Consider the following 19,529-nt stretch of genomic DNA (forward strand, 5'->3'; position numbering starts at 1 on the left):
CTTACCTGACCATTAGTGATAAATTTCCAGACGCAACTACCATCGTTATAGCTAAGAAAAACATTAATCCTACAATTGCCAGGGCTGCGAACATATATAAAACTGTACGTCCAAGAGTGGATAATGCCTCCAGAAGTTCACCAGCACCTAAAGGCTGCAAGACAGCAGCTGCTGCATGAAATATAAGAGCAATAGAGAGAACTTTAATAGCCGGAAAAGCACATATCATAAACAATACCGCCACTCCTGCCATACCTACTGTATTTTTTAATAGTAAAGAAGCCCCCATCACTGTATCCGCTGCATCTGTAAATACTCGTCCCACAACTGGGACAAAGTTACCCGCAATGAACTTTGCCGTTTTTACAGCTACTCCATCAGTTACGGCCGCAGTCGCTCCCTGAACAGAGATCACTCCTAAAAATATTGTAAGAAATACCCCGAGTGCCCATAGCGCAATGGAGCGAAGAAGAGTAGCCAGCTTCGTTACCTGGATGTACTCACTTAGAGAACTTACGATGCTTAACAGGGCTGAAAAGAAAAGAAGAGGGAGAACAAAATACTGAATCATCAGTCCGCTCGTATTTACAAGAAACATGATCAGCGGATGAAATAAGGCAACGGTAGTAACGGCTCCCATAGATGCAAGGAGGGCCATAAGCAAAGGAAAAAGGGCAATCATAAAATGAACCATATTTGAGACGGATTCCTGCACATAGATCATCGCAACGTAAAAACTGTTAAGTGCAATCACTATAAGAACGATAAATGTAATACTATAGGCAACCCGGCTGACCGCATCATGTTCAAAAGCGTTTTGCAAGGCTCTTAACATCGTGCTGAAAATAGAAAGGAGAATTAAAGTTCCGAGGAGCTTTCCGTTTGCAATGAGTTCGTGAAATAAAAAATTTAGAAAAGCATATCCCCATTCTTTAGGAGAAAATGTTTTTTCTCCTTTTACAAACTCAAGCAAGGATCCTTTTTGACTTTCCGGCAAAACGCTCCATAGTCCTGCGAAATCTCCTCCCAAAACTGATGTATATCCTCGAGTCCTAATTTATCCAGTTGATATTCAGCTATCTCACGCTGTTCTAATCCAGGTTCTTCTTCCGCAAGTACTGGCTGTGCTGCCCAGAGGAAGGCAAGGATAATCAAACATATAGCTGCCGCGGCTTGTCCTTTTTTAATAGCCCATCACCTCTTTTCACCCTGGTATGAGGGACAACACTGTTTCCACTAGCACGTTAAATATAGGAATGGCCATTACTACAATCAGCACTTTTCCGGCAAGCTCTATTTTTGAAGCCATCGCTCCCTGTCCGGCATCCTTTGCAATCTGTGATCCAAATTCAGCAATATAAGCAATCCCGATAATTTTTAAAATAGTATGCAGGTATATCATATTAATACTTGCCTGACTGGCTAAATTTTCAATTAACTGGATGGCTGTACGAATATGTTCAAGTAAAAAAAGAAAAATGACGGCTCCTACGAACAATGTCAGTAAAAAAGCAAAGACCGGTTTCTGCTCTTTCACCACAAGCGCAAGAAATGTGGCGATGAGTCCGAAACCGACGATTTGGACGATTTCGATAATTCATCGCCTCCTTTCATCCTTGAAACAGGAACACGCTTCTTATTTTTTGAAAGAGGTCGTCCACTATCGTTGCGACCATATATAAAACCACGACAAATCCTATCAATGTTACCCAATGGGCCCAGTCTTCTTTCCCCATTTGTTTTAAAACGGTATGAATCATTGCGACAATAATACCTATACCAGCAATTTGAAAAATCGTGTTAACATCATAGCCCATTACTCACCCCCCTTTACGTTTAGATCATGAGCACGATGACAAGCATACCTGTTAAAAACCCAAGAGATTTTGCCATGCTTTCAAACCGTTTTTGACTTTCCTTTGCATCCTGCTCCTCTCTTGCAAGGTGAGAAAGGGCCAGTCTTATCTGCTTTTGCTGTTGAATCCGGTCATGCTGTCCCAGCGTAGCGCCAAATTGTTTCATTACTTCAAGTTCATTTTGCTGAAGAGCGGTAAGAGGCCACGTATCTGATAAACAAGCATCCCAGGCCTTTTCTGCGCTCTCTTCCCCTTTTTGTAAATAATAGGCAAATTGAGCAAACATATAAGATATGGCTTTGGAATTTGCCTGCTTAATTTCAAGCTCGCTTCCATCAGTGGAGTCAGCCCATACATCATTTCAGCCTCGAATGACTGAAGAGCTGAAACGAGCATTCGAAGCTGGCGGGGCCTGTCACTTAAACGGCGGGCAAAAGCGAAACCTGCCCAAGTACAAGCAGAAAGAATCAATATTGCCCCAAGCCACTTCATCGTTCTTTCACCCGAAACCGGTCAGTTAAGTAACTAACTTTTCCTTTCCGACCGCCCCTGCCTTCAGAACTGATTTCCAAAATGCATTCGAAGATTCCCTCACTGACAAGCTGTGTAATCATCGGTCTCTTCAGTACCTCTTCTTTGCTCCTTCCATGGGCAGTTGCAAACACAGTAACCCCCGCATGAATTGCTTCAAAAATCGCTTCTGCGTCTTCCTTTCGACCAATTTCATCCACTACAAGAACTTCAGGACTCATAGAACGAATCATCATCATCATCCCTCTGCTTTCGGGCAGCTATCAAGAACGTCTGTCCTTACTCCTACTTCATGACGTGGAATGCCTGACCGGCAGGCAGCAATTTCTGATCTTTCATCAATAATCCCCACTTTGGAAGAAGGTATATTTTCCTCTGGTTCCCCAGAGCTTGCAATTCTAGCTAGATCACGCAAAAAAGTGGTTTTGCCCGCTTGTGGCGGCCCGATAATTAAGGTGGTAAGCCAACGCCTGTCATATAGGTACTTTACGTATGGACGAGCTACTCCCTGTTTTGCCGAAGCTATTCGAACGTTGAAGAAGCTTACTCCGGTTATCGTCCTTACTTTTCCGTTTTCTACAAGGACCTTGCCTCCCACCCCGACACGGTGTCCACCTTCTAATGTGATAAACCCTTGACGCAGTTCTTCTTCAAATGCATAAATGGAATAATGGCTTAGTTGATTCAATACGTAACGAGCATCCTCTTTCGTAAATTCAACTGCTTCTCCAGTTTTTTTTGTAAGAAACAGCGGTCCTGCACGAAATAGCAATTCAACGGGCATCCCCACCCGCAGCCGGATTTCTTCAAGGTCGTTTTTTGTGTCAAGGAAAGATCGGACGATTGATTGAAGGGGCTGGGGAAGTATCGAAAATACAGGCAAGGCAGTGTCCCCCTTTTTTTCAAGCTTTATCCCTTATTAAAGCCATAGTTCATAAGGCAAATGCCGCCAAGAAGACATACAAGCTGACAAAAGGATAAACGATCAGAGATAGAAACAAGTCCAATGCTCATGGTTATGAGTGACACGACTGGCCCTGCAACTGAGGGAATAACGTTTTAGATAAGTATTTGCCCCATCTTTTGCACTTTTGCCATGAGCAGGGCTATAGCATTTCTTCATAGCACCATCCATTGATACTTGTTTGTACAACCTTATTCACCAGCAGGAAGTTTAGAACTAAGGGGGACAAAAGCTTCCGCGTTCTTGACGCAAAAAAACCTCTGGCACGCAGCCAGAGGTCATTCTTTCTTAAAATACCTATCTCTTATAGAGGGTAGAATTTTAACAGGGAAAATCATTTAAAGAGGTTTTTTCAGGTCACATATCCTTAAAAAAAGAGGTGCACCTAAGCTTTTAGCACACTCTCTCATAACTTTTCTATTACGCCCGGGATACATACTCTCCCTTACGAGTATCAATAATTAACCTTTCCCCTTCATTAACGAAAAACGGAACTTGCACGGTTAATCCTGTTTCAAGGGTAGCCGGCTTCGAACCTCCGGAAGCAGTGTCCCCTTTAATTCCAGGTTCAGTTTCGGTAACTTCCAATTCTACTGTATTCGGCACCTCAACACCGAGAGTTTCACTTCCGTAAGTCATGATTTGAACTTCCATGTTTTCTTTAAGAAAGTTAAGTTCATATTCAATTTGCTTTCCATCTAATTCAAGCTGATCAAAAGTTTCATTATCCATGAAAGTATGTACGTTCCCGCTTGCGTATAAATATTGCATCCGTCTTTTTTCAATGTGCGCTTTTTCTACTTTCTCACCAGCTCTGAACGTCTTCTCCTGTATCGCTCCTGTGCGAAGGTTACGCAGCTTAGAACGAACGAAAGCCGCACCTTTTCCAGGCTTGACATGCTGAAAATCAACAACCTGCCATATTCCATTATCCACTTCAATTGTTAGTCCTGTTTTAAAATCATTAACTGAAATCATCTATGAATTCCTCCATGTTTAAATATTCGCTTATTGCATAATATACTACATAACCTTTGTTACTCTCCTAATATAATCAGTTCTTTTGGGGAATGGGTAAGAGAACGGTTTCCATTCTCCGTGATTACTATATCATCTTCAATGCGTGTGCCCCCAAGACCAGCCACATATATACCAGGCTCCACTGTGACAACCATACCTGGTGTTAATTCCTTATTGCCTTTAGGAGATAGTCTGGGCTCTTCGTGAACCTCCATCCCTAGTCCATGGCCGAGCCCATGACCAAATTTGTCTCCAAACCCATTTTTCTTTATATGCTCTCGTGCAACAGAATCGGCTTCGACACCTGTCATGCCCGGTTTGATCTCTTCCATTGCCTTCAGCTGGGCTTCATAGACTGTCTGATATATTTTCTTTAACTCCTCATCAGGCTCACCGACAGCAACTGTTCTGGTGATATCTGAACAATAGCCTTTGTAATAAGCACCAAAGTCTAATGTAACAAGCTCTCCACTTTGAATTTCCTTTTCGCTTGCTACACCGTGGGGCAGAGCACTTCTTTCACCTGAAGCAACAATGATGTCAAAAGAAGAGGAATCGGCCCCTTTTTTCCGCATAAAGAATTCTAATTCGTTGCTTACCTCTATCTCTGTAACTCCAGGCCTTATGTAAGTAGTAATATGATCAAAAGCAGCATCGGCAATGTTAGCTGCTTCTGCTAAAATGTTCAGCTCTTCTTCGTTTTTATTTAAGCGAAGTTCTTCTATGATACCTGAAACCGGGACTAACGTGCTGCTTACTTTGCTTTTATACAGCTCATATTCTTGATATGTGGTTTGATGTTTTTCGAAACCTAGCTTTTTAATACCTAATTCGTTTGCCTTTTCTCCGATCATTTCAGGCATGGAAGCCTTATGCTCGACTATATCATACCCTTTCACTTGAGCCTGGGCCTGTTCAGTGTACCTGAAGTCAGTAATAAAGACAGCGCCCTTTTCAGAAATCAACACTGCTCCGGCTGTTCCTGTAAATCCTGTTAGATAACGTCTGTTTACAGCACTCGTTACTAACAAGCCATCGATTTCTTGTGCCTGCAGGCCTTTTCTTACCTTTTCCAATCTTTTCATTATTGTCCTCCTCTGCTATAGCCGCCATGCCAGCCGACCGTGAAGAATATGATGTAGCTGCAGTTATAATAAGGAAACAAATCTTATGAATTAATAAATAGAATTAGGAAGCCGTTAATTCAGCTAAGGGTATCCACTGCGTATGATTTGTAGGCAGAACTCACGCCCTGCCAGTGCTCAGTGAACACCCTTTATTCTATCACAGGGTTTATTATTTGAATAGATGTCAGGAGCTCTCCTTCATCGTTGTATATTCATAAGAGATTGAATAACCGATAAACACTCCATACAGAATGTACAGGCATATATTGGTGGCTATCGTATTAAAATCTAATAAGGGAAGCGGCTTTAGACCAGGAAACAGAGGATTTAAAATATAAAAAACTAAAAGCCATAATACAAAACCATATATCATGCCTGGTATGAGAGAATCCCATTTTTGAAAGATCACCTTATAAAGGTAAGCACTTAGTATAGAGAGTAATCCGATCACGAGAATACCAATCCACTGACCAAGATACCCATTTTTCCAATCCCCTAATGCCCATGGCATTAAAACAAGCGCAGGGCCTACACGGGAGAAATTTAAAAAGAAGGCTATGTAGCCTATGATGCTCCATATGATCCCACCGCATATCCCGATAAGAGCTACTTTACTCATGTAAGATAGAGACTCATCTGTGTCATTGTTTCTTGTTTTCTGCGCATTAGCCATTTCTATCACCTCTCCCTGTAGTATTGCTTACAGTTCATTCTTTCATTCTAAAAAGAGCAGGAATGTAAAAGGAATTAATGGTGTATTTTCATGAGAATAGGGAAAGATAATTTGTAAGGTTCATTATATTTTGCTCCCTGTATATCAACGCAATAGAAACATAGGTAATGCCGCTTATTAATATAGAGGAATCAGAATTAATGATGTAGAATATAAACTATAAGAACTTCCCTTCAAACTTTTTTCCAGTTGTATATGTACTTAATGTTGATTTATTTCCTTTAACCCACTATTTTTCATAAGTTCTTCTTTTAATTTTCAGGCAAAACGGGAAGTGAAATGTAAGAATCAGTTTAAGAATAGAAATGTAAACTTTGATGTTCTTTATAACATGTGAATATTTTCCTTACACTGTCTCCATTATATAAATACAAGAGGTTTCCTACTTCCAAAAATTACCGCTAGCAGTATTAATATTTCCGGAGGTGATGAAAGGTGTCCAGACTTACTGCCCATCCTGTCTTAATTGTTATCTTTGGTCTCGCTGCCCTGGGTCTTGGTTATCAACTTATCACTAATCCTTTAGGCTTACTTACCTACCTCCTCGTTGGTGCAGCCGTAGCAGTGGGTATCTACTTCCTATTTACCAGAGTCATCCTTAAACGGATGAGCATGAATCAATATCAAGCTCAAGCCCGACCCAGCGCGTACGGCGGTAAATCAGCAGCTGGTGCAAAAGGCAAAGGGGCTCCTAATAACCGCCCTACACCCATTAAACAAAAATCGCAAAAAAAACGACCTGCCCGTGCGGTAAACAAACGGCGAAATGACCATAACTTAAAGGTGATTGAGGGGAAAAAGAACAGAAAAAAGAATCGGGCACTCTTTTAACAAAGTGCCCGATTCTTTTTTCTTATGTTTATGGTTTTGCAAAATAGTTAATATATCCAAAGCGGTCTTAGAAAAAGTAAGAATTGTACTTATGTCGGGGAGGAGGAGTCGGCATGCTACAGGCAGAAGCAACGGTATCAGAATGGTTTCAGCAATTGCAAAATCCAGTCTTTGACTGGTTGACATCTGTAATATCTTTACTGGCCAGTGAATGGTTTTACGTATTAATCATACCGCTTATATTCTGGATGTTTGATAAACACCTGGGGTTTCGGCTGCTTTACGTGTATTCTTTTTCCATGTACTTGCATGTGTTTCTTAACCAGATTGTTATAATCGACCGTCCTGCCGCTGGAATTCAAGGGAACGGGCTTTCCACGTTTCCAAGCGGGCCGGTTCAGGCTGCTACGACATTTTGGGGGTATCTTATTCCAGAAGTCGCCAGGCGCTCGTTTTCTCTGCTGGCAGTCCTTATGATAGGGATCATCTCTTTTGTCACCTTATACACGGGAGCACACCTGCTTTTTGACGTACTCGGTGCTGTCTTGATTGGTTCCTTTATTGTCTACGCCGCTTATCGGTCTCTTGATTGGGTTGGGGGAATGCCTGATCCTTTCCGTTTTTCTTTTTCTCTTGTATTGCCATGTGCTCTCTTGCTTTTATTTCCTGAATCTGCTCACTATGCGGGGCTATTGCTTGGAACAGGCATTGGTTTTTCATTTGAACAGGTTAAAGTGAGAATGCTGATTTCTCCTCACTGGTCCAGGAAGTTTCTAGCAGCCATAGTTGGATTGACTGGTTTGTTTCTAATCGTGTACATTGGCACTTTCCTCTCACCAACTGTGCTTATCCACTTTCTTCATTTTACTTTTTTAGGGCTTTGGATCACTTTAATAGCACCGTATCTTTTTTGTGCGTCTCCGCCTATTTGAACAGGATGGAAAGATTTATATGGATTCCTGAAATGGAGTAACGCAGCCAGCCCCCTCACTGATGAGGGGGCTATATCCATTCCTTGAGAAACAATTTCGTTTTCATCTTTCCTGCCTCCATTAATTTCTTTTTCATAATTTCATCAATGTGAAAGTCAGTAGCCTTTATTTGATGAACCGGAATGAAAACAATATTTTTTGCATGAGTTTTCGTGATATACCGCATGTCGTGAGCATTTCTCATTGTTTCAAAAAGAGACTGGTACATATCAAAGGCATTGCGGATTTTTTTCTCCCGAATTTCTTCCAGACTTGGTGTCAGCTGAAACCCTATTACCGGGCGAACGGGTTTGTCTCCTGCTTTTTTTATAAATATCCAGATAGGGAAATTACTAAGTAACCCTCCGTCCACTACTATACTGGGTTCTCTGCCCTTTCCGTAAAGCTTAACCGGTTTAAAAAAGTATGGGAGACTGCAGCTCATCCTCACTGCACGAGCTACTGAAAATGTTTCAGGAATAACTCCATAAAGTGGGAGGTCATCCGGCAGAACCAGCAGGCGTCCTTTTGTCAGATCAGAGGCAATGATTTTTAAGCTGCCATCCGGCAGGTCTCCAAACGTTTTTATGCCTTTTGCTTCTAAGCATCTATCAATCCACTTCTCCAATTCGTCTCCTTTATATAGGCCGAGTTTCCAGTAAACTGATATCCACTTCCATAAGGGTACCTTATTTTGTAACCAGGTTTCATCCAAAAACGTCTTCAAGTCCACGCTATTTAGAAGCTGTAAAATTTCTTCGCTTGTATAACCTGCTTTAATGAAGCTGGCTGTAATAGCGCCTGCACTTGTGCCGGCAAGCCGCTGAAAACAATATCCCCGTTCTTCAACAACCTGGATCGCTCCAATAAAAGCAAAGGCTTTTGCTCCTCCGCCTGCAAAGACACCGTCGATATTCATTCTTCCCCCCTCCTCTCAACAATCCTATGCAAAGGTAAGGGGAAGAAGTACGAAATTCATCGTTTTTCTTACCTGTTTGTCCTTTCTTGTCTCTTTAAAATTCCCTGCTTTCCTCTAGAGCCTCCCCTGACAGAACAAAAAAATGAGCAGCCTGGTTATATAGCTGCTCACTTTAGATTACTCGTTTTCTTCATTTATTTCGTTCTTGCGCTGGACTTCCCTTAATGCTTCTATCCTTGTCTGCTGCTCTTGAAAATACTGAACCAAGTCACCGATGCGGTCAATAGCATCCCAGCTTAAATGATGTTCAATGCCTTCTACATCAGTATAAATATTTTCCCCTTCTACCCCTATAATCCTGAGAAAATCTTCCAATAACTCGTGACGGTACACCAGACGCTTGCCTACTTTTTTTCCTTTTGGGGTTAATACAAGTCCTCTATACTTTTCATAAATTAAATATTCTTTTTTATCAAGCTTTTGTACCATTTTCGTTACCGAAGAAGGGTGTACTTCCAGGTTATCGGCTATATCAGAAACCCGGGCATATCCTTTTTCCTCGATCAGCTGGTATATTCTTTCTAAGTAATCTTCCATACTTGGTGTAGGCATAAAATATCCTCCAATGCTCGACCTGGCGTTATGCGAAAAAAAATTGCACTATGATTATTGTACACCATCTACTTTTCTTTCACAATACAAGCAGAGCCTTGAAAATAGAAGCAGTTCTATTGTTTCCTAAGGGAAACATTTTTTCAAAAAAAGAAGCCGGGGATCACCCCAGCTTCCTTACAATCCACATTTCAGTTGCGCTCCACAGTTGGTGCACGTGTTGCATCCCCCTACATCCTCAACGGTACCTTCCCGGCATACAGGACAAGTATCTCCTATTTCATTTCCGATGTTCACTGTAGTTGAACGCACGTCCTTGATGGTATCCACAAGAACGACTTTGCCTTCATTTTCTTTTTTCTCGTTTTCATTCTCTTTGTCAAATGTATTCTCTTCTGCTTTCAAGGAAAGAACTTGAGCATCACGGCTGCCGTCTACATAGACTGTGCCGCCTTTTGCTCCGCCTTTGTAAAGTCTTTCATACACTTTTTGAACCTGTTCGACAGTGTAACCTCTTGGCGCGTTAACCGTTTTAGAAAGAGAACTGTCCACCCACCTTTGGATCACACACTGAACATCCGCATGAGCTTCAGGTTCAAGCTCCATTGCTGACACGAAGAAATCCGGCAGGTCAGTTGAATCAGCATCAGGATTACGATCCAAGTACTCTTGCACTATCTCCGCATTCACCTCTATAAACTTGCCAAGACGCCCGCTGCGGTAATATTTAAAAGAGAAATAAGGCTCTAATCCTGTGCTTACTCCTACCATCGTACCTGTGCTTCCTGTAGGAGCTACAGTGAGAAGGTGTGAGTTTCGTATACCATGCTCCAGAACGCCCTGCCTGATATCTTCAGGCATATTCTTCATGTACCCTGTATTAATAAAGGCTGTGCGCAATTGTTTTGTCTGCTCTTCTGTTTCGCCAACAAGGTAAGGAAAGCTGCCTTTTTCCTTTGCTAATTCGATGCTTGTACGATAGGCGGTGGTAGCAATGGTTTCAAAAATCTGATCAATCAGCTGGTTTCCTTCTTCTGATCCATAAACGGTCTCCGCATAGATCAAGAGGTCATGAAGACCCATGACACCAAGCCCGATTCGTCTTTCTCCCTTTGCCTGCCTGGTATTCTCTTCAAGAAAGTAAGGTGTGGCATCTATGACGTTATCCTGCATTCGTACACCGGTTTCCACCGTTTCTTTAAGCTTGGCAAAGTCAACTTTGCTGTTTTCTTTATCTGCCATTTCCGCAAGATTAACAGCTGCCAAGTTACAGACAGAGTAAGGGGCAAGGGGCTGTTCTCCGCAAGGATTTGTCGCCACAACTTTCTGTCCATAGCTTTGGGCGTTTGTCTGTTCATTTGCATTATCGATAAAGAAAATTCCCGGCTCAGCTGAGTAAGTCGCACAAATGTTAATCAGCTTCCATAATTCTCTGGCTTTGATGGTGCGGTAGGACTTTACGTTGTGACCCATTTTTTCCCATTCTCTTACATCACCGATGCTTTGCCAGTTCTCATTGTAAGCCGCCATTTCTTCCTCGTTATAGTTTTCAACGTCAGGAAAGCGCAGGGTATAGGTGCTGTCACTTTCAACAGCTTCCATAAACTCCTTTGTCAAGCATACTGAAATGTTTGCACCCGTAAGAAATTCTGGGTTATTTACACTGTATGTTCCCCCAGTATGCAGCTTTTCTTCTGCTTCCTGGATAACCTTATTATCGAACCCGCCTTGGCCAGGAATACTTTTATAATTGAGAATACTTTGGTACATCGCATCTTCAACTTCTGTAAGCGGGGTAAATTTAAGCTTTTCTTTTACCAGGCTCTGTATCTGCTCATCCTCTGTATGTTCAAGCAAGAAACGTAAAATACGAGGATTTTGCATTTTTGAAATAATGAATTCCAAAATATCAGGATGCCAATCTGAAAGCATGATCATCTGAGCGCCTCGTCTTGATCCTCCCTGCTCTACTAAGTGAGTGAGCTTAGCGATATCATCAAGCCATGATACAGATCCGGAAGACTTTCCATTTACTCCCCGGGCGAGTGTATTTCTTGGACGAAGGGTAGAACCATTCGTTCCAACTCCGCCGCCGCGGCTCATGATCTCCATTACTTGCTTACGATGCTCTGATATCCCTTCACGAGAGTCCTCCATAAATGGCATAACATAGCAATTAAAATAAGTAACATCCGTTTCTGCCCCAGCTCCATACAGGACCCGTCCAGCCGGAATAAAATTCATATGAACTAACTGTTTATAAAAGTCTTCGAATGATTTCTTTTTCTTTTCTTCTGTTGTTTCTACTGAAGCAAGGCCTGTAGCATTACGTTTAGCAATTTGTTCGTAGAATATTTCTAAAGGCTTTTCAATAGAATCCAGAGACCTGCTGACTATTCCTGTCTCCGCCTCTTCCCCGTCCAGTACCCCAAGGAATTCTTTGTCTACCTGTATCTTCGCTTTATGGGCTTCCCAATCAAGCTCTTCAACAAATCCAAACCCTCTGGCCGGAAACTTAGGATCTTCTTTCACGGTTAAGACAACAAAGTCCCCTGTCTTGAGCGTTTTTTTCTCTGTATCTTTAAATGTATATCTGTCTAGCATGACAAGGCGGGAAACTCCCTTTTTTGTCATCGTCATGTCATTAGTTATCTTGTGTACTTGTGGAAACTGTTCGATGTCTTCATTTAATTTCTTTACATCAATTTTCCTTACATCCTGCATTGTTGTTGCCATGTGCAGTCCTCCTCTTCCCTTCTAAGGATTCGACAAAATCTCCCCATTACTTTCTCTCGTTCAGGAATTGAATTCTGTTTTCCTACTTTACCATACAAACAGCCGAATTCCAATATATTGTGTACAGTTTTTCTTATTCCCCACTATATATGGTAAATAAACAAAAAAAAGAAGCCTTTGTCAACTAGGGAAGAAAGAGAAAAACAAAGCAAAAAAGAGGAATCATAGAGGAAATTGTCAAAATCCGCGGAATTTCATTTTTTTTATTTTAAGTTTTATTTATGATTACAGTACTGTTCTTTCAGCTTCGCCCTGTAAATACGGGCTGTTTGCTGCCAAGCTGACATCATCATTCAATCGCTGTCCTTACAAAGCCTTGTATGCATCATTCAAACCGGCTCTATCACATTTTTTTTAAATGAATCCATTGTTTTTGTTTATTAAAAAAATGGTAAACTATAAGTTGTAAAGGAGGTTTTCATATGACCTATGTAATCATACAAGATGAACTTGTCCATCGACAAGATGCGACTATCTCTTTTGACGACCGGGGCTACTATTTTGGCGATGGGATCTACGAAGTCATCCCTGTTTATAATGCCGGCCCTTTGCGTTAAATGAACACTTTCAACGTTTTTTAGAAAGTGCTCAAAAGATCGACATGCCCCTGGCTGCTCCTGTCGATAAAATTAAAAGCCTGGCTTGTTCTCTGATTGAACAAAACAATCTGGACAATGGGTATGTCTACATACAAATGACGCGAGGTGTAGCGGAACGCAACCATTTATATGAGCGTGATCTGACGTCGTTTCTTACGGGTTTTACTAAAGAAATGACCTTTCCAAGGGACAAGCACAACGGCATCTCTTTATATGCAACCGAAGACATCCGCTGGCTGCGCTGCGATATCAAAACCCTCAATCTCCTGGGCAATATCATGGCCAAAAGAAAAGCTGCTGATCACAACTGTGAGGAAGCACTGCAGCACCGCGGTGATGTCGTGACTGAAGGCTCTTCGAGCAATATCTTTATGGTAAAAAACAAAAATATTTACACTCATCCAGCAAATAACTTTATTTTAAATGGCATCACACGCCAGGTTGTCATCAGCCTGGCTGGAGACCTTAAATATAATGTTATTGAAGAAGCTTTTTCCCTTGATGATATCGAACAGGCTGATGAGGTATTTATCACTAGCACAAGTGCCGAAGTTACACCGGTCAGTAAAATTCAGGGAACGATTGAAAGTTCCTACCTTGTCGGCCCGGTCGCCAAAACGCTTCAAGAAGCATTTTACCGGACAACAAACTTATAAATGGGAAAAGAAAGAGAGGCTTAAAAAGAAGCCTCCATTTCTTTTTATTTACGAAATGTCCAATCATCTGATTTATATTTCTCTGCAAGCTCTAATACTTCCTGATCCTCTTCACTGCTTAATTTATAAGGCTCGAGGTTGATTTGTAAGCCTTTTTCAAAGCCATATTTAAAGGCCTTGCTAACTTCCTCCAGGGTAACAGGTTCATCTTTTAGTTCGTTGATTGCTACTGCCTTTTTCTTAAACGCCTTTTGCATCCGCTCTCTTACACGCTCGCTAGGATAATTGAATACATCGAAAAGCATATCTTCATCATAGTCCAGAATAATGGAGCCGTGCTGTAAGATGACACCTTTTTGCCTTGTTTGGGCGCTTCCGGCAATCTTTCTTCCTTCCACCACCAGCTCGTACCAGGAAGGGGCGTCAAAACAAACAGCTGAACGAGGACTTTTTAATTCCTCTTCTTCTGCTTTTGTGCGGGGCACTGCAAAATAAGCTTCTAGCCCAAGTCTTTTAAATCCTTGAAGAATGCCTTCTGAAATCACGCGATAGGCTTCAGTTACCGTAGCAGGCATTTCAGGATGCTCCTCTGAAACAATTACACTGTATGTTAATTCTTTATCATGAAGCACACCACGTCCGCCCGTAGGACGGCGAACCAATCCCAGGTTATGATGTCTTACTGCTTCCAGGTTAATTTCTTTATGTACCTTTTGAAAATAGCCAACAGATAGCGTTGGAGGATCCCATTCATAAAAACGGACAACCGGAGGAATCTTGCCACTGCTGTGCCATTGAAGAAGCTTTTCGTCCAGAGCCATATTATAAGAAGGGGATTGCTTGCCAGAATCTATAAAGTACCATGTTTCTTTTTCCATTATATACCCTCTTCCTTTCAATTAACCTGCAAAACATAGTCTATCAAAAGCGCCAAAAAAACAAAAGAATGTTTAATCAGTGGTACAAATTGCAAATTTTGTTTTGCGTAAAGGAACAATCCTTATTATAATACATCATGTAACCTTGTCTAGGGCAAAAGGGGTGAAAAATGATTACGTGGATTTTATGGGGGGTTTTACTAGGTATCCTTGCTTTTATGCTGGGACGCCGCTTAGTCAGCCCTAAATATTTAACGGAGCTCGATCAGGAAGAATTCCGCAGCGGTTACCGTAAAGCTCAGCTGATTGACGTGCGGGAACCGAAAGAATATAACGGTGGCCATATTCTTGGGGCTAGAAATATACCTCTCTCTCAGTTAAAGCACCGTATTACAGAAATTCGTACAGACCAGCCTGTTTATCTGTATTGTCAGTCTGGAAGCCGCAGCAGACAAGCAGCACGGACAATTCGCAAGCAAAGAGACATGAAGGACCTTTACCACTTGAAAAAAGGCTTCAGAAAATGGACAGGAAAGATCAAAAAGAAAAATTAATAAATAAAGAGTATATACAGTCAGTGTAAAAAACCTATTGTCAGTCTTCCTTTGACAATAGGGTTTCTTTACATGCGCCTGGCTCTTTACTCGTTGAATGAAACCAGCCTCTTTTTCAATTTGATAACTCAATAACCCTACATGTTTTTCTCGTACCGAAGGATAGGTGTTCTTGCAGCCCTCGTTTCATCTAAACGGTTGACCACAGTATTAAACGGTGCTTCCTGAACTTTTTCTGGTTCCTCTTTTACTTCATTTGCGATTTGAATCATGGCTTCTGCAAATTCATCTAACGTTTCTTTCGCTTCTGTTTCCGTCGGTTCTATCATCATGCATTCTTCCACATTGATTGGAAAATAAATCGTCGGCGGGTGATAGCCGAAATCCAGAAGACGCTTGGCTATATCCAGTGTACGCACTCCCAGCTTTTTTTGAGACCTTCCCGACAAAACAAATTCATGCATGCAGTGGCGATTATAAGGAAGGTCAAAATGAGGCTCAAGCTTTCTCATTAAGTAGTTTGCATTTAATACCGCATATTCAGAAACCTTCCTTAGCCCCTCTGCCCCCATCGTGCGAATATAAGCATAAGCTCGTACGTTGATCCCGAAATTCCCGTAATAAGGTTTAACTCTTCCAATCGCATCCGGTCGGTTATACTCCCAGGTGTAATGATCTTCTTCTTTTATGAGAAGAGGCTTAGGGAGGTATGGCACCAGGTCTTCTTTTACACCTACCGGTCCGCTTCCAGGACCGCCTCCGCCATGAGGCCGGTAAATGTCTTGTGGAGATTCAAATGCACCACATCAAATCCCATGTCTCCAGGTCTGGCAATTCCCAAAATGGCATTTGAATTTGCTCCGTCATAATACAGCTTCCCGCCGGCTTCGTGAACTACTCTTGCCATTTCTTCAATATTTTCTTCAAATAGGCCAGGTGTTTGGATTCGTCAGCATAAGAGCAGCTGTATCTTCACCCGTCACTTCTCGAAGATGGTCAAGGTCAACAAGACCTCTTTCATCCGTCTTTACTGTGACAGCTTCAAATCCTGCTACTGTCGCTGATGCCGGGTTTGTTCCATGGGCTGAATCTGGCACTATCACTTTATTACGATGAGCTTCTCCCTTTGCTTCATGATAAGCCCTGATCATCATTAAGCCCGTCCATTCCCCGTGAGCACCGGCAGCTGGCTGCAGGGTCACTTCATCCATTCCGGTAATTTCAGCTAATGATGTTTGAAGGTTATACATGAGCTCCATAGCTCCCTGCACCTGTTCTACTGGCTGATATGGATGAATGTGAGCAAAGCCAGGATAACGGGCCACGTCCTCGTTAATTTTCGGGTTATATTTCATCGTACATGATCCTAAGGGATAAAACCCTGAATCCACGCCATGATTTCTTGTAGACAATGCGGTATAGTGTCTCATGAGCTGAAGTTCAGAAACCTCTGGAAGCCTGGTTCTTCTTTACGAATACATTCATCAGCTAAAATATCCTCCACAGGAACCTCTGGGATATCAAGCTCTGGCAGTGCATGTCCTATTCTTCCGTCCTGACTCAGTTCGAAGATTAGCTTTTGTTCGGGCTGTCTCATGATACAAACGCCTCCAACTCTTTAACAAATTGATCAATTTCCTCTTTCGTTCTCTCCTCTGTAACACATAGGAGCATCTGTCCCTTTCTTTCCTCGCTGACCAGACCTAAATCATAGCCCCCGATAAATCCTTTTTGCAGAAGCTTTTTATTTATTTCTGCCACAGGCTTATTTATTCGGATAACAAATTCATTAAAGACAGGCTGTTCATCCATAAGTTCGATACCTGATTTTTTTAATTTCTGCTTGGCATAATGAGCTTTACGGAGATTTTGTACGGCCATTTCCTTTACTCCGTGTTTGCCAATTGCACTCATCGCAACAGAAGCTGCCAGAGCGTTTAATGCCTGGTTTGAGCAAATATTTGACGTAGCTTTATCACGGCGAATGTGCTGCTCACGAGCCTGGAGCGTCAGGACAAATCCTCGTTTTCCATCTTCATCAACCGTCTGCCCGACAAGGCGACCAGGCACCTTCCTCATCAATTTCTTTGTTGTAGCAAAATATCCGCAATGAGGCCCACCCATCTGGCTGGGATACCGAAAGGCTGAGCATCCCCGACTACGATATCTGCGCCAAAATCCCCAGGAGGAGTAAGAACTCCTAAAGAAAGAGGATTACTGGAAACAACAAACATGGCTTTCTTTGAGTGAGCGATGCTTTCTATTTCTTTAAGATCTTCTATGTTCCCGTAGAAGTTAGGATACTGGACAATGACACAAGCTGTTTCCTCATCTACTGCTTCTTTTAAGGCAGCTCCATCCGTGCGCCCTTCTTTTAGGTCAATCTCTTTTACTTCAAGACCCGGACCGCTGACATAGGTTTTCAGCACATCAAGGGCTTCAGGGTGTATTCCTTTGGATACAACTACCTTTTTCTTTTTCATGCGGCTGTGGCCGTAGCTCATCATGGCTGCTTCTGCCAAGGATGTTGGCCCGTCATACATAGAAGAGTTTGCAATATCCATACCTGTGAGTTCACAAATCATGGTCTGAAATTCAAAGATTGCCTGAAGTTCTCCTTGTGATATCTCAGGCTGGTAAGGGGTGTAGGCGGTGTAAAATTCTGACCGCCGTATAACGTGATCCACTACAGAAGGGATATAATGATCATACACGCCCGCTCCGAGGAACGATGCATGACTCTTTAGGTTCACATTTCTTTCTTCAAGCTTTTTAAATTCCTTAATCAACGCTGGTTCAGAAAGAGGACCCGGCAGATTCATTTCTCCATTAAATCTTATTGAGGAAGGAATATTTGAAAACAGCTCCTCCACAGATTCTGCACCTATGGTGTGAAGCATATCCGTTTGGTCTTTTTCTGTCATTGGCAAGTACCGAAATTTCATAATTCTCTTTCCTCCCTTTACGATTTAGACCGCCTGTAAAAAGGCGTTTTGATGACTTTTGCTTTCAAGCGTTTTTTTCTTATTTGGACATAAAGAGTGGTGCCTACCTCTGCCCATTCTGCATTTATAAGACCGAGCCCGACGTTTTTCTTTAAGGTTGGAGACTGGGTACCGCTGGTAATATGGCCAATCTGTTCATGATTTTCATTAAAAATCTCATATCCGGTCCTCGGGATGCCCTTTTCTACCATTTCAAGACCTGCAAGCTTACGGGTCGGTCCATTCTCTTTTTCCTCTTGTAAGGATGTCTTTCCAATAAAATCCTCTTCCTTATTCACTTTAACTGCAAATCCGAGCCCTGCTTCCAGCGCTGATCGTTTCGTCAATCTCCTGGCCGTATAACGGGAGACGTGCTTCAAAACGAAGAGTGTCTCTTGCACCAAGACCACAAGGCAAGAGCCCGTCTTGCTCGCCAGCTTTCATAAGTGTTTTCCAAAGTGCTTGCGCATCTTCAGAGGAACAATAAATCTCAAATCCATCTTCCCTGTATAACCAGTCCTTGACAGGAGAGCTTTGACTCCTCCCAGGTCTGCCTGGTGAAGAAAACGGAAAAAGGATATATCCGAAACATTAATTTCTGTTATAGACTGTACTATTTTTTCTGCCTTAGGGCCTTGAATGGCAAGGAGGGAGTATTCGTTTGAAACATCTGTTACTGTCACTGTGTCATCAGCAAACTTATGTAACCACTTAATATCTTTGTCTGTGTTAGCTGCGTTCAAAACAAGGAAGTAGTGATCTTCAGCAAGCATATAAATCAGTAAATCATCGACTGTGCCTCCATTTTCGTAACACATGAGAGTGTACTGGGCCTTTCCTGGAGAGAGCTTGGAAACATCATTGGTTGCTATTTTCTGCAGCAGTGAAAGGGCCCCCTTGCCTTTCACCTCAGCTTCTCCCATATGAGAGACATCAAAGAGACCAGCATGTTCCCTGACAGCAAAGTGTTCTTCTTTGATACTGGAGAATTGGACAGGCATATCCCAGCCCCCGAAATTTACAGTCTTTGCGCCATATTCAGAATACAAAGGATACAAGGCTGTTCGTTTTAATTGACTCATAACTCATCCTCCTTTTATTTGCTCTTAAGTAAGTATTACCTTTTTAACGGAGAGGCTGGTTTTTAGCAGTGTACCAGTGAACCGATCAAACGGTGCTTTAAGGGTCTTTCAAGTTCCCTTCCTCCCTGATATTGTCCTTTCTCGCACTCTTACGAAAATTCAGCTTACTTCTTGGAACTAAAAAAGGACAGATGGATTCCAGCTGTCAGCTGAAAATCCCTCTGTCCTGTAACCAGAAAGTTTCTTCCTTGCCTGCCCTGGCAAGGAATGTCTTCGTGGGTGGTCTTGGCAATTGCCAGACACTCTCCAGAGACGCGTCAAGCAAAAGTCTGTTTGCCTGAGAGATTCATACCTCTTTGGTACTTGCTCCTTCGGCGCCGCCTTTCGCGGTCTCTCCCTTTGCCTTCATCCGCTTA

16 protein-coding genes, 6 pseudogenes and 1 riboswitch are annotated in these 19,529 nt (G+C 42.2%); of the genes and pseudogenes, 5 read left to right on the forward strand and 17 right to left on the reverse strand.

All coding sequences use genetic code 11. The annotated features are described in order from the left end of the window. Window position 1 precedes the first annotated feature (1 nt). The 9 genes and pseudogenes from spoIIIAE to JCM19033_RS12010 form a co-directional block, all read right to left on the reverse strand. Window positions 2–1,161, reverse strand: a pseudogene (gene spoIIIAE, locus JCM19033_RS11975) (stage III sporulation protein AE). A 43-nt stretch (window positions 1,162–1,204) separates the two neighbouring features. After that, window positions 1,205–1,594, reverse strand: coding sequence for a stage III sporulation protein AD (gene spoIIIAD, locus JCM19033_RS11980; protein ID WP_083465415.1), 390 nt, complete (start codon window positions 1,592–1,594; stop codon window positions 1,205–1,207). 16 nt (window positions 1,595–1,610) lie between these two features. Beyond that, complete coding sequence (gene spoIIIAC / locus JCM19033_RS11985; RefSeq protein ID WP_054636469.1) at window positions 1,611–1,817, reverse strand: stage III sporulation protein AC; 207 nt, start codon at window positions 1,815–1,817, stop codon at window positions 1,611–1,613. 19 nt (window positions 1,818–1,836) lie between these two features. Then, window positions 1,837–2,348: pseudogene (gene spoIIIAB / locus JCM19033_RS11990) on the reverse strand (stage III sporulation protein SpoIIIAB). Further along, window positions 2,345–3,270, reverse strand: a pseudogene (gene spoIIIAA, locus JCM19033_RS11995) (stage III sporulation protein AA). Before spoIIIAA ends, spoIIIAB begins: the two co-directional pseudogenes overlap by 4 nt. A gap of 26 nt (window positions 3,271–3,296) precedes the next feature. Further along, a complete protein-coding gene (locus tag JCM19033_RS28210) occupies window positions 3,297–3,440 on the reverse strand; it encodes a DUF2619 domain-containing protein (RefSeq protein WP_374701237.1) in 144 nt (47 codons plus the stop codon). A 331-nt stretch (window positions 3,441–3,771) separates the two neighbouring features. Further along, complete coding sequence (gene efp / locus JCM19033_RS12000; protein ID WP_054636470.1) at window positions 3,772–4,329, reverse strand: elongation factor P; 558 nt, start codon at window positions 4,327–4,329, stop codon at window positions 3,772–3,774. A gap of 59 nt (window positions 4,330–4,388) precedes the next feature. After that, the gene (locus JCM19033_RS12005) at window positions 4,389–5,456 is read right to left on the reverse strand and encodes a Xaa-Pro peptidase family protein (RefSeq protein WP_054636471.1); all 1,068 of its coding nucleotides are present in this window, start codon (window positions 5,454–5,456) and stop codon (window positions 4,389–4,391) included. 226 nt (window positions 5,457–5,682) lie between these two features. After that, window positions 5,683–6,171 carry a YqhR family membrane protein gene (locus JCM19033_RS12010; protein ID WP_054636472.1) on the reverse strand — a complete coding sequence of 163 codons (489 nt, stop codon included), beginning with the start codon at window positions 6,169–6,171 and terminating at the stop codon, window positions 5,683–5,685. Window positions 6,172–6,666: 495 nt separating this feature from the next. On the opposite strand from JCM19033_RS12010, the gene JCM19033_RS12015 reads away from it, so the two are divergent. Together JCM19033_RS12015 and JCM19033_RS12020 are read left to right on the forward strand one after the other, a co-directional pair. Continuing rightward, complete coding sequence (locus JCM19033_RS12015; RefSeq protein ID WP_054636473.1) at window positions 6,667–7,062, forward strand: SA1362 family protein; 396 nt, start codon at window positions 6,667–6,669, stop codon at window positions 7,060–7,062. Window positions 7,063–7,175: 113 nt separating this feature from the next. Then, window positions 7,176–7,994, forward strand: a complete 819-nt coding sequence (locus JCM19033_RS12020) for a phosphatase PAP2 family protein (RefSeq protein WP_054636474.1) — start codon at window positions 7,176–7,178, stop codon at window positions 7,992–7,994. A gap of 70 nt (window positions 7,995–8,064) precedes the next feature. Here the strand turns inward: JCM19033_RS12020 and JCM19033_RS12025 are convergent, their stop codons facing one another. The 3 genes from JCM19033_RS12025 to JCM19033_RS12035 all read right to left on the reverse strand — a co-directional run bounded on the left by JCM19033_RS12025 (window position 8,065) and on the right by JCM19033_RS12035 (window position 12,300). Further along, entirely contained in the window at window positions 8,065–8,952 is an 888-nt protein-coding gene (locus JCM19033_RS12025; protein ID WP_054636475.1) for a patatin-like phospholipase family protein, read from the reverse strand. A gap of 177 nt (window positions 8,953–9,129) precedes the next feature. Then, entirely contained in the window at window positions 9,130–9,564 is a 435-nt protein-coding gene (mntR, locus tag JCM19033_RS12030; RefSeq protein ID WP_054636476.1) for a transcriptional regulator MntR, read from the reverse strand. Window positions 9,565–9,741: 177 nt separating this feature from the next. Continuing rightward, on the reverse strand, window positions 9,742–12,300 hold the full coding sequence (locus tag JCM19033_RS12035) for a vitamin B12-dependent ribonucleotide reductase (RefSeq protein ID WP_054636477.1): 2,559 nt from the start codon (window positions 12,298–12,300) through the stop codon (window positions 9,742–9,744). A gap of 482 nt (window positions 12,301–12,782) precedes the next feature. On the opposite strand from JCM19033_RS12035, the gene JCM19033_RS27495 reads away from it, so the two are divergent. Together JCM19033_RS27495 and JCM19033_RS12040 are read left to right on the forward strand one after the other, a co-directional pair. Then, entirely contained in the window at window positions 12,783–12,917 is a 135-nt protein-coding gene (locus tag JCM19033_RS27495; protein ID WP_306301332.1) for a hypothetical protein, read from the forward strand. A gap of 44 nt (window positions 12,918–12,961) precedes the next feature. Beyond that, the gene (locus JCM19033_RS12040; protein WP_306301333.1) at window positions 12,962–13,615 is read left to right on the forward strand and encodes an aminotransferase class IV; all 654 of its coding nucleotides are present in this window, start codon (window positions 12,962–12,964) and stop codon (window positions 13,613–13,615) included. 44 nt (window positions 13,616–13,659) lie between these two features. Here JCM19033_RS12040 and JCM19033_RS12045 read toward each other — a convergent pair whose 3' ends face one another. After that, window positions 13,660–14,493: a biotin/lipoate A/B protein ligase family protein gene (locus JCM19033_RS12045; protein ID WP_054636478.1), complete on the reverse strand. Its 834-nt coding sequence runs from the start codon at window positions 14,491–14,493 to the stop codon at window positions 13,660–13,662. A 170-nt stretch (window positions 14,494–14,663) separates the two neighbouring features. Between JCM19033_RS12045 and JCM19033_RS12050 the strand changes: the two genes are divergently transcribed. Next, window positions 14,664–15,047, forward strand: coding sequence for a rhodanese-like domain-containing protein (locus tag JCM19033_RS12050; protein ID WP_054636479.1), 384 nt, complete (start codon window positions 14,664–14,666; stop codon window positions 15,045–15,047). Window positions 15,048–15,184: 137 nt separating this feature from the next. On the opposite strand, the pseudogene gcvPB reads toward JCM19033_RS12050, so the two are convergent. The 4 genes and pseudogenes from gcvPB to gcvT form a co-directional block, all read right to left on the reverse strand. Continuing rightward, window positions 15,185–16,644, reverse strand: a pseudogene (gene gcvPB, locus JCM19033_RS12055) (aminomethyl-transferring glycine dehydrogenase subunit GcvPB). Further along, window positions 16,641–17,992: pseudogene (gcvPA, locus tag JCM19033_RS12060) on the reverse strand (aminomethyl-transferring glycine dehydrogenase subunit GcvPA). The pseudogenes gcvPB and gcvPA overlap by 4 nt, the downstream one beginning before the upstream one ends. Before the next feature lie 17 nt (window positions 17,993–18,009). Continuing rightward, the gene (locus tag JCM19033_RS25745) at window positions 18,010–18,378 is read right to left on the reverse strand and encodes a glycine cleavage T C-terminal barrel domain-containing protein (protein ID WP_269758161.1); all 369 of its coding nucleotides are present in this window, start codon (window positions 18,376–18,378) and stop codon (window positions 18,010–18,012) included. Then, a pseudogene (gene gcvT / locus JCM19033_RS25755) lies at window positions 18,332–19,113 on the reverse strand (glycine cleavage system aminomethyltransferase GcvT). The gene JCM19033_RS25745 and the pseudogene gcvT overlap by 47 nt, the downstream one beginning before the upstream one ends. A 315-nt stretch (window positions 19,114–19,428) precedes the next feature. After that, a riboswitch (glycine riboswitch) is annotated at window positions 19,429–19,522 on the reverse strand. Window positions 19,523–19,529: the final 7 nt, after the last annotated feature.

The organism is Thalassobacillus sp. C254 (genome assembly GCF_001310615.1).

Coding starts and splice junctions, on each gene's coding strand:
- JCM19033_RS12040 (WP_306301333.1), top strand. CDS start 12,962: ATGCCCCTGGCTGCTCCTGTCGATAAAATTAAAAGCCTGGCTTGTTCT.
- JCM19033_RS12005 (WP_054636471.1), bottom strand. CDS start 5,456: ATGAAAAGATTGGAAAAGGTAAGAAAAGGCCTGCAGGCACAAGAAATC.
- efp (WP_054636470.1), bottom strand. CDS start 4,329: ATGATTTCAGTTAATGATTTTAAAACAGGACTAACAATTGAAGTGGAT.
- mntR (WP_054636476.1), bottom strand. CDS start 9,564: ATGCCTACACCAAGTATGGAAGATTACTTAGAAAGAATATACCAGCTG.
- JCM19033_RS12010 (WP_054636472.1), bottom strand. CDS start 6,171: ATGGCTAATGCGCAGAAAACAAGAAACAATGACACAGATGAGTCTCTA.
- JCM19033_RS12035 (WP_054636477.1), bottom strand. CDS start 12,300: ATGGCAACAACAATGCAGGATGTAAGGAAAATTGATGTAAAGAAATTA.
- JCM19033_RS27495 (WP_306301332.1), top strand. CDS start 12,783: ATGACCTATGTAATCATACAAGATGAACTTGTCCATCGACAAGATGCG.
- JCM19033_RS12025 (WP_054636475.1), bottom strand. CDS start 8,952: ATGAATATCGACGGTGTCTTTGCAGGCGGAGGAGCAAAAGCCTTTGCT.
- JCM19033_RS12050 (WP_054636479.1), top strand. CDS start 14,664: ATGATTACGTGGATTTTATGGGGGGTTTTACTAGGTATCCTTGCTTTT.
- spoIIIAC (WP_054636469.1), bottom strand. CDS start 1,817: ATGGGCTATGATGTTAACACGATTTTTCAAATTGCTGGTATAGGTATT.
- JCM19033_RS12045 (WP_054636478.1), bottom strand. CDS start 14,493: ATGGAAAAAGAAACATGGTACTTTATAGATTCTGGCAAGCAATCCCCT.
- JCM19033_RS12020 (WP_054636474.1), top strand. CDS start 7,176: ATGCTACAGGCAGAAGCAACGGTATCAGAATGGTTTCAGCAATTGCAA.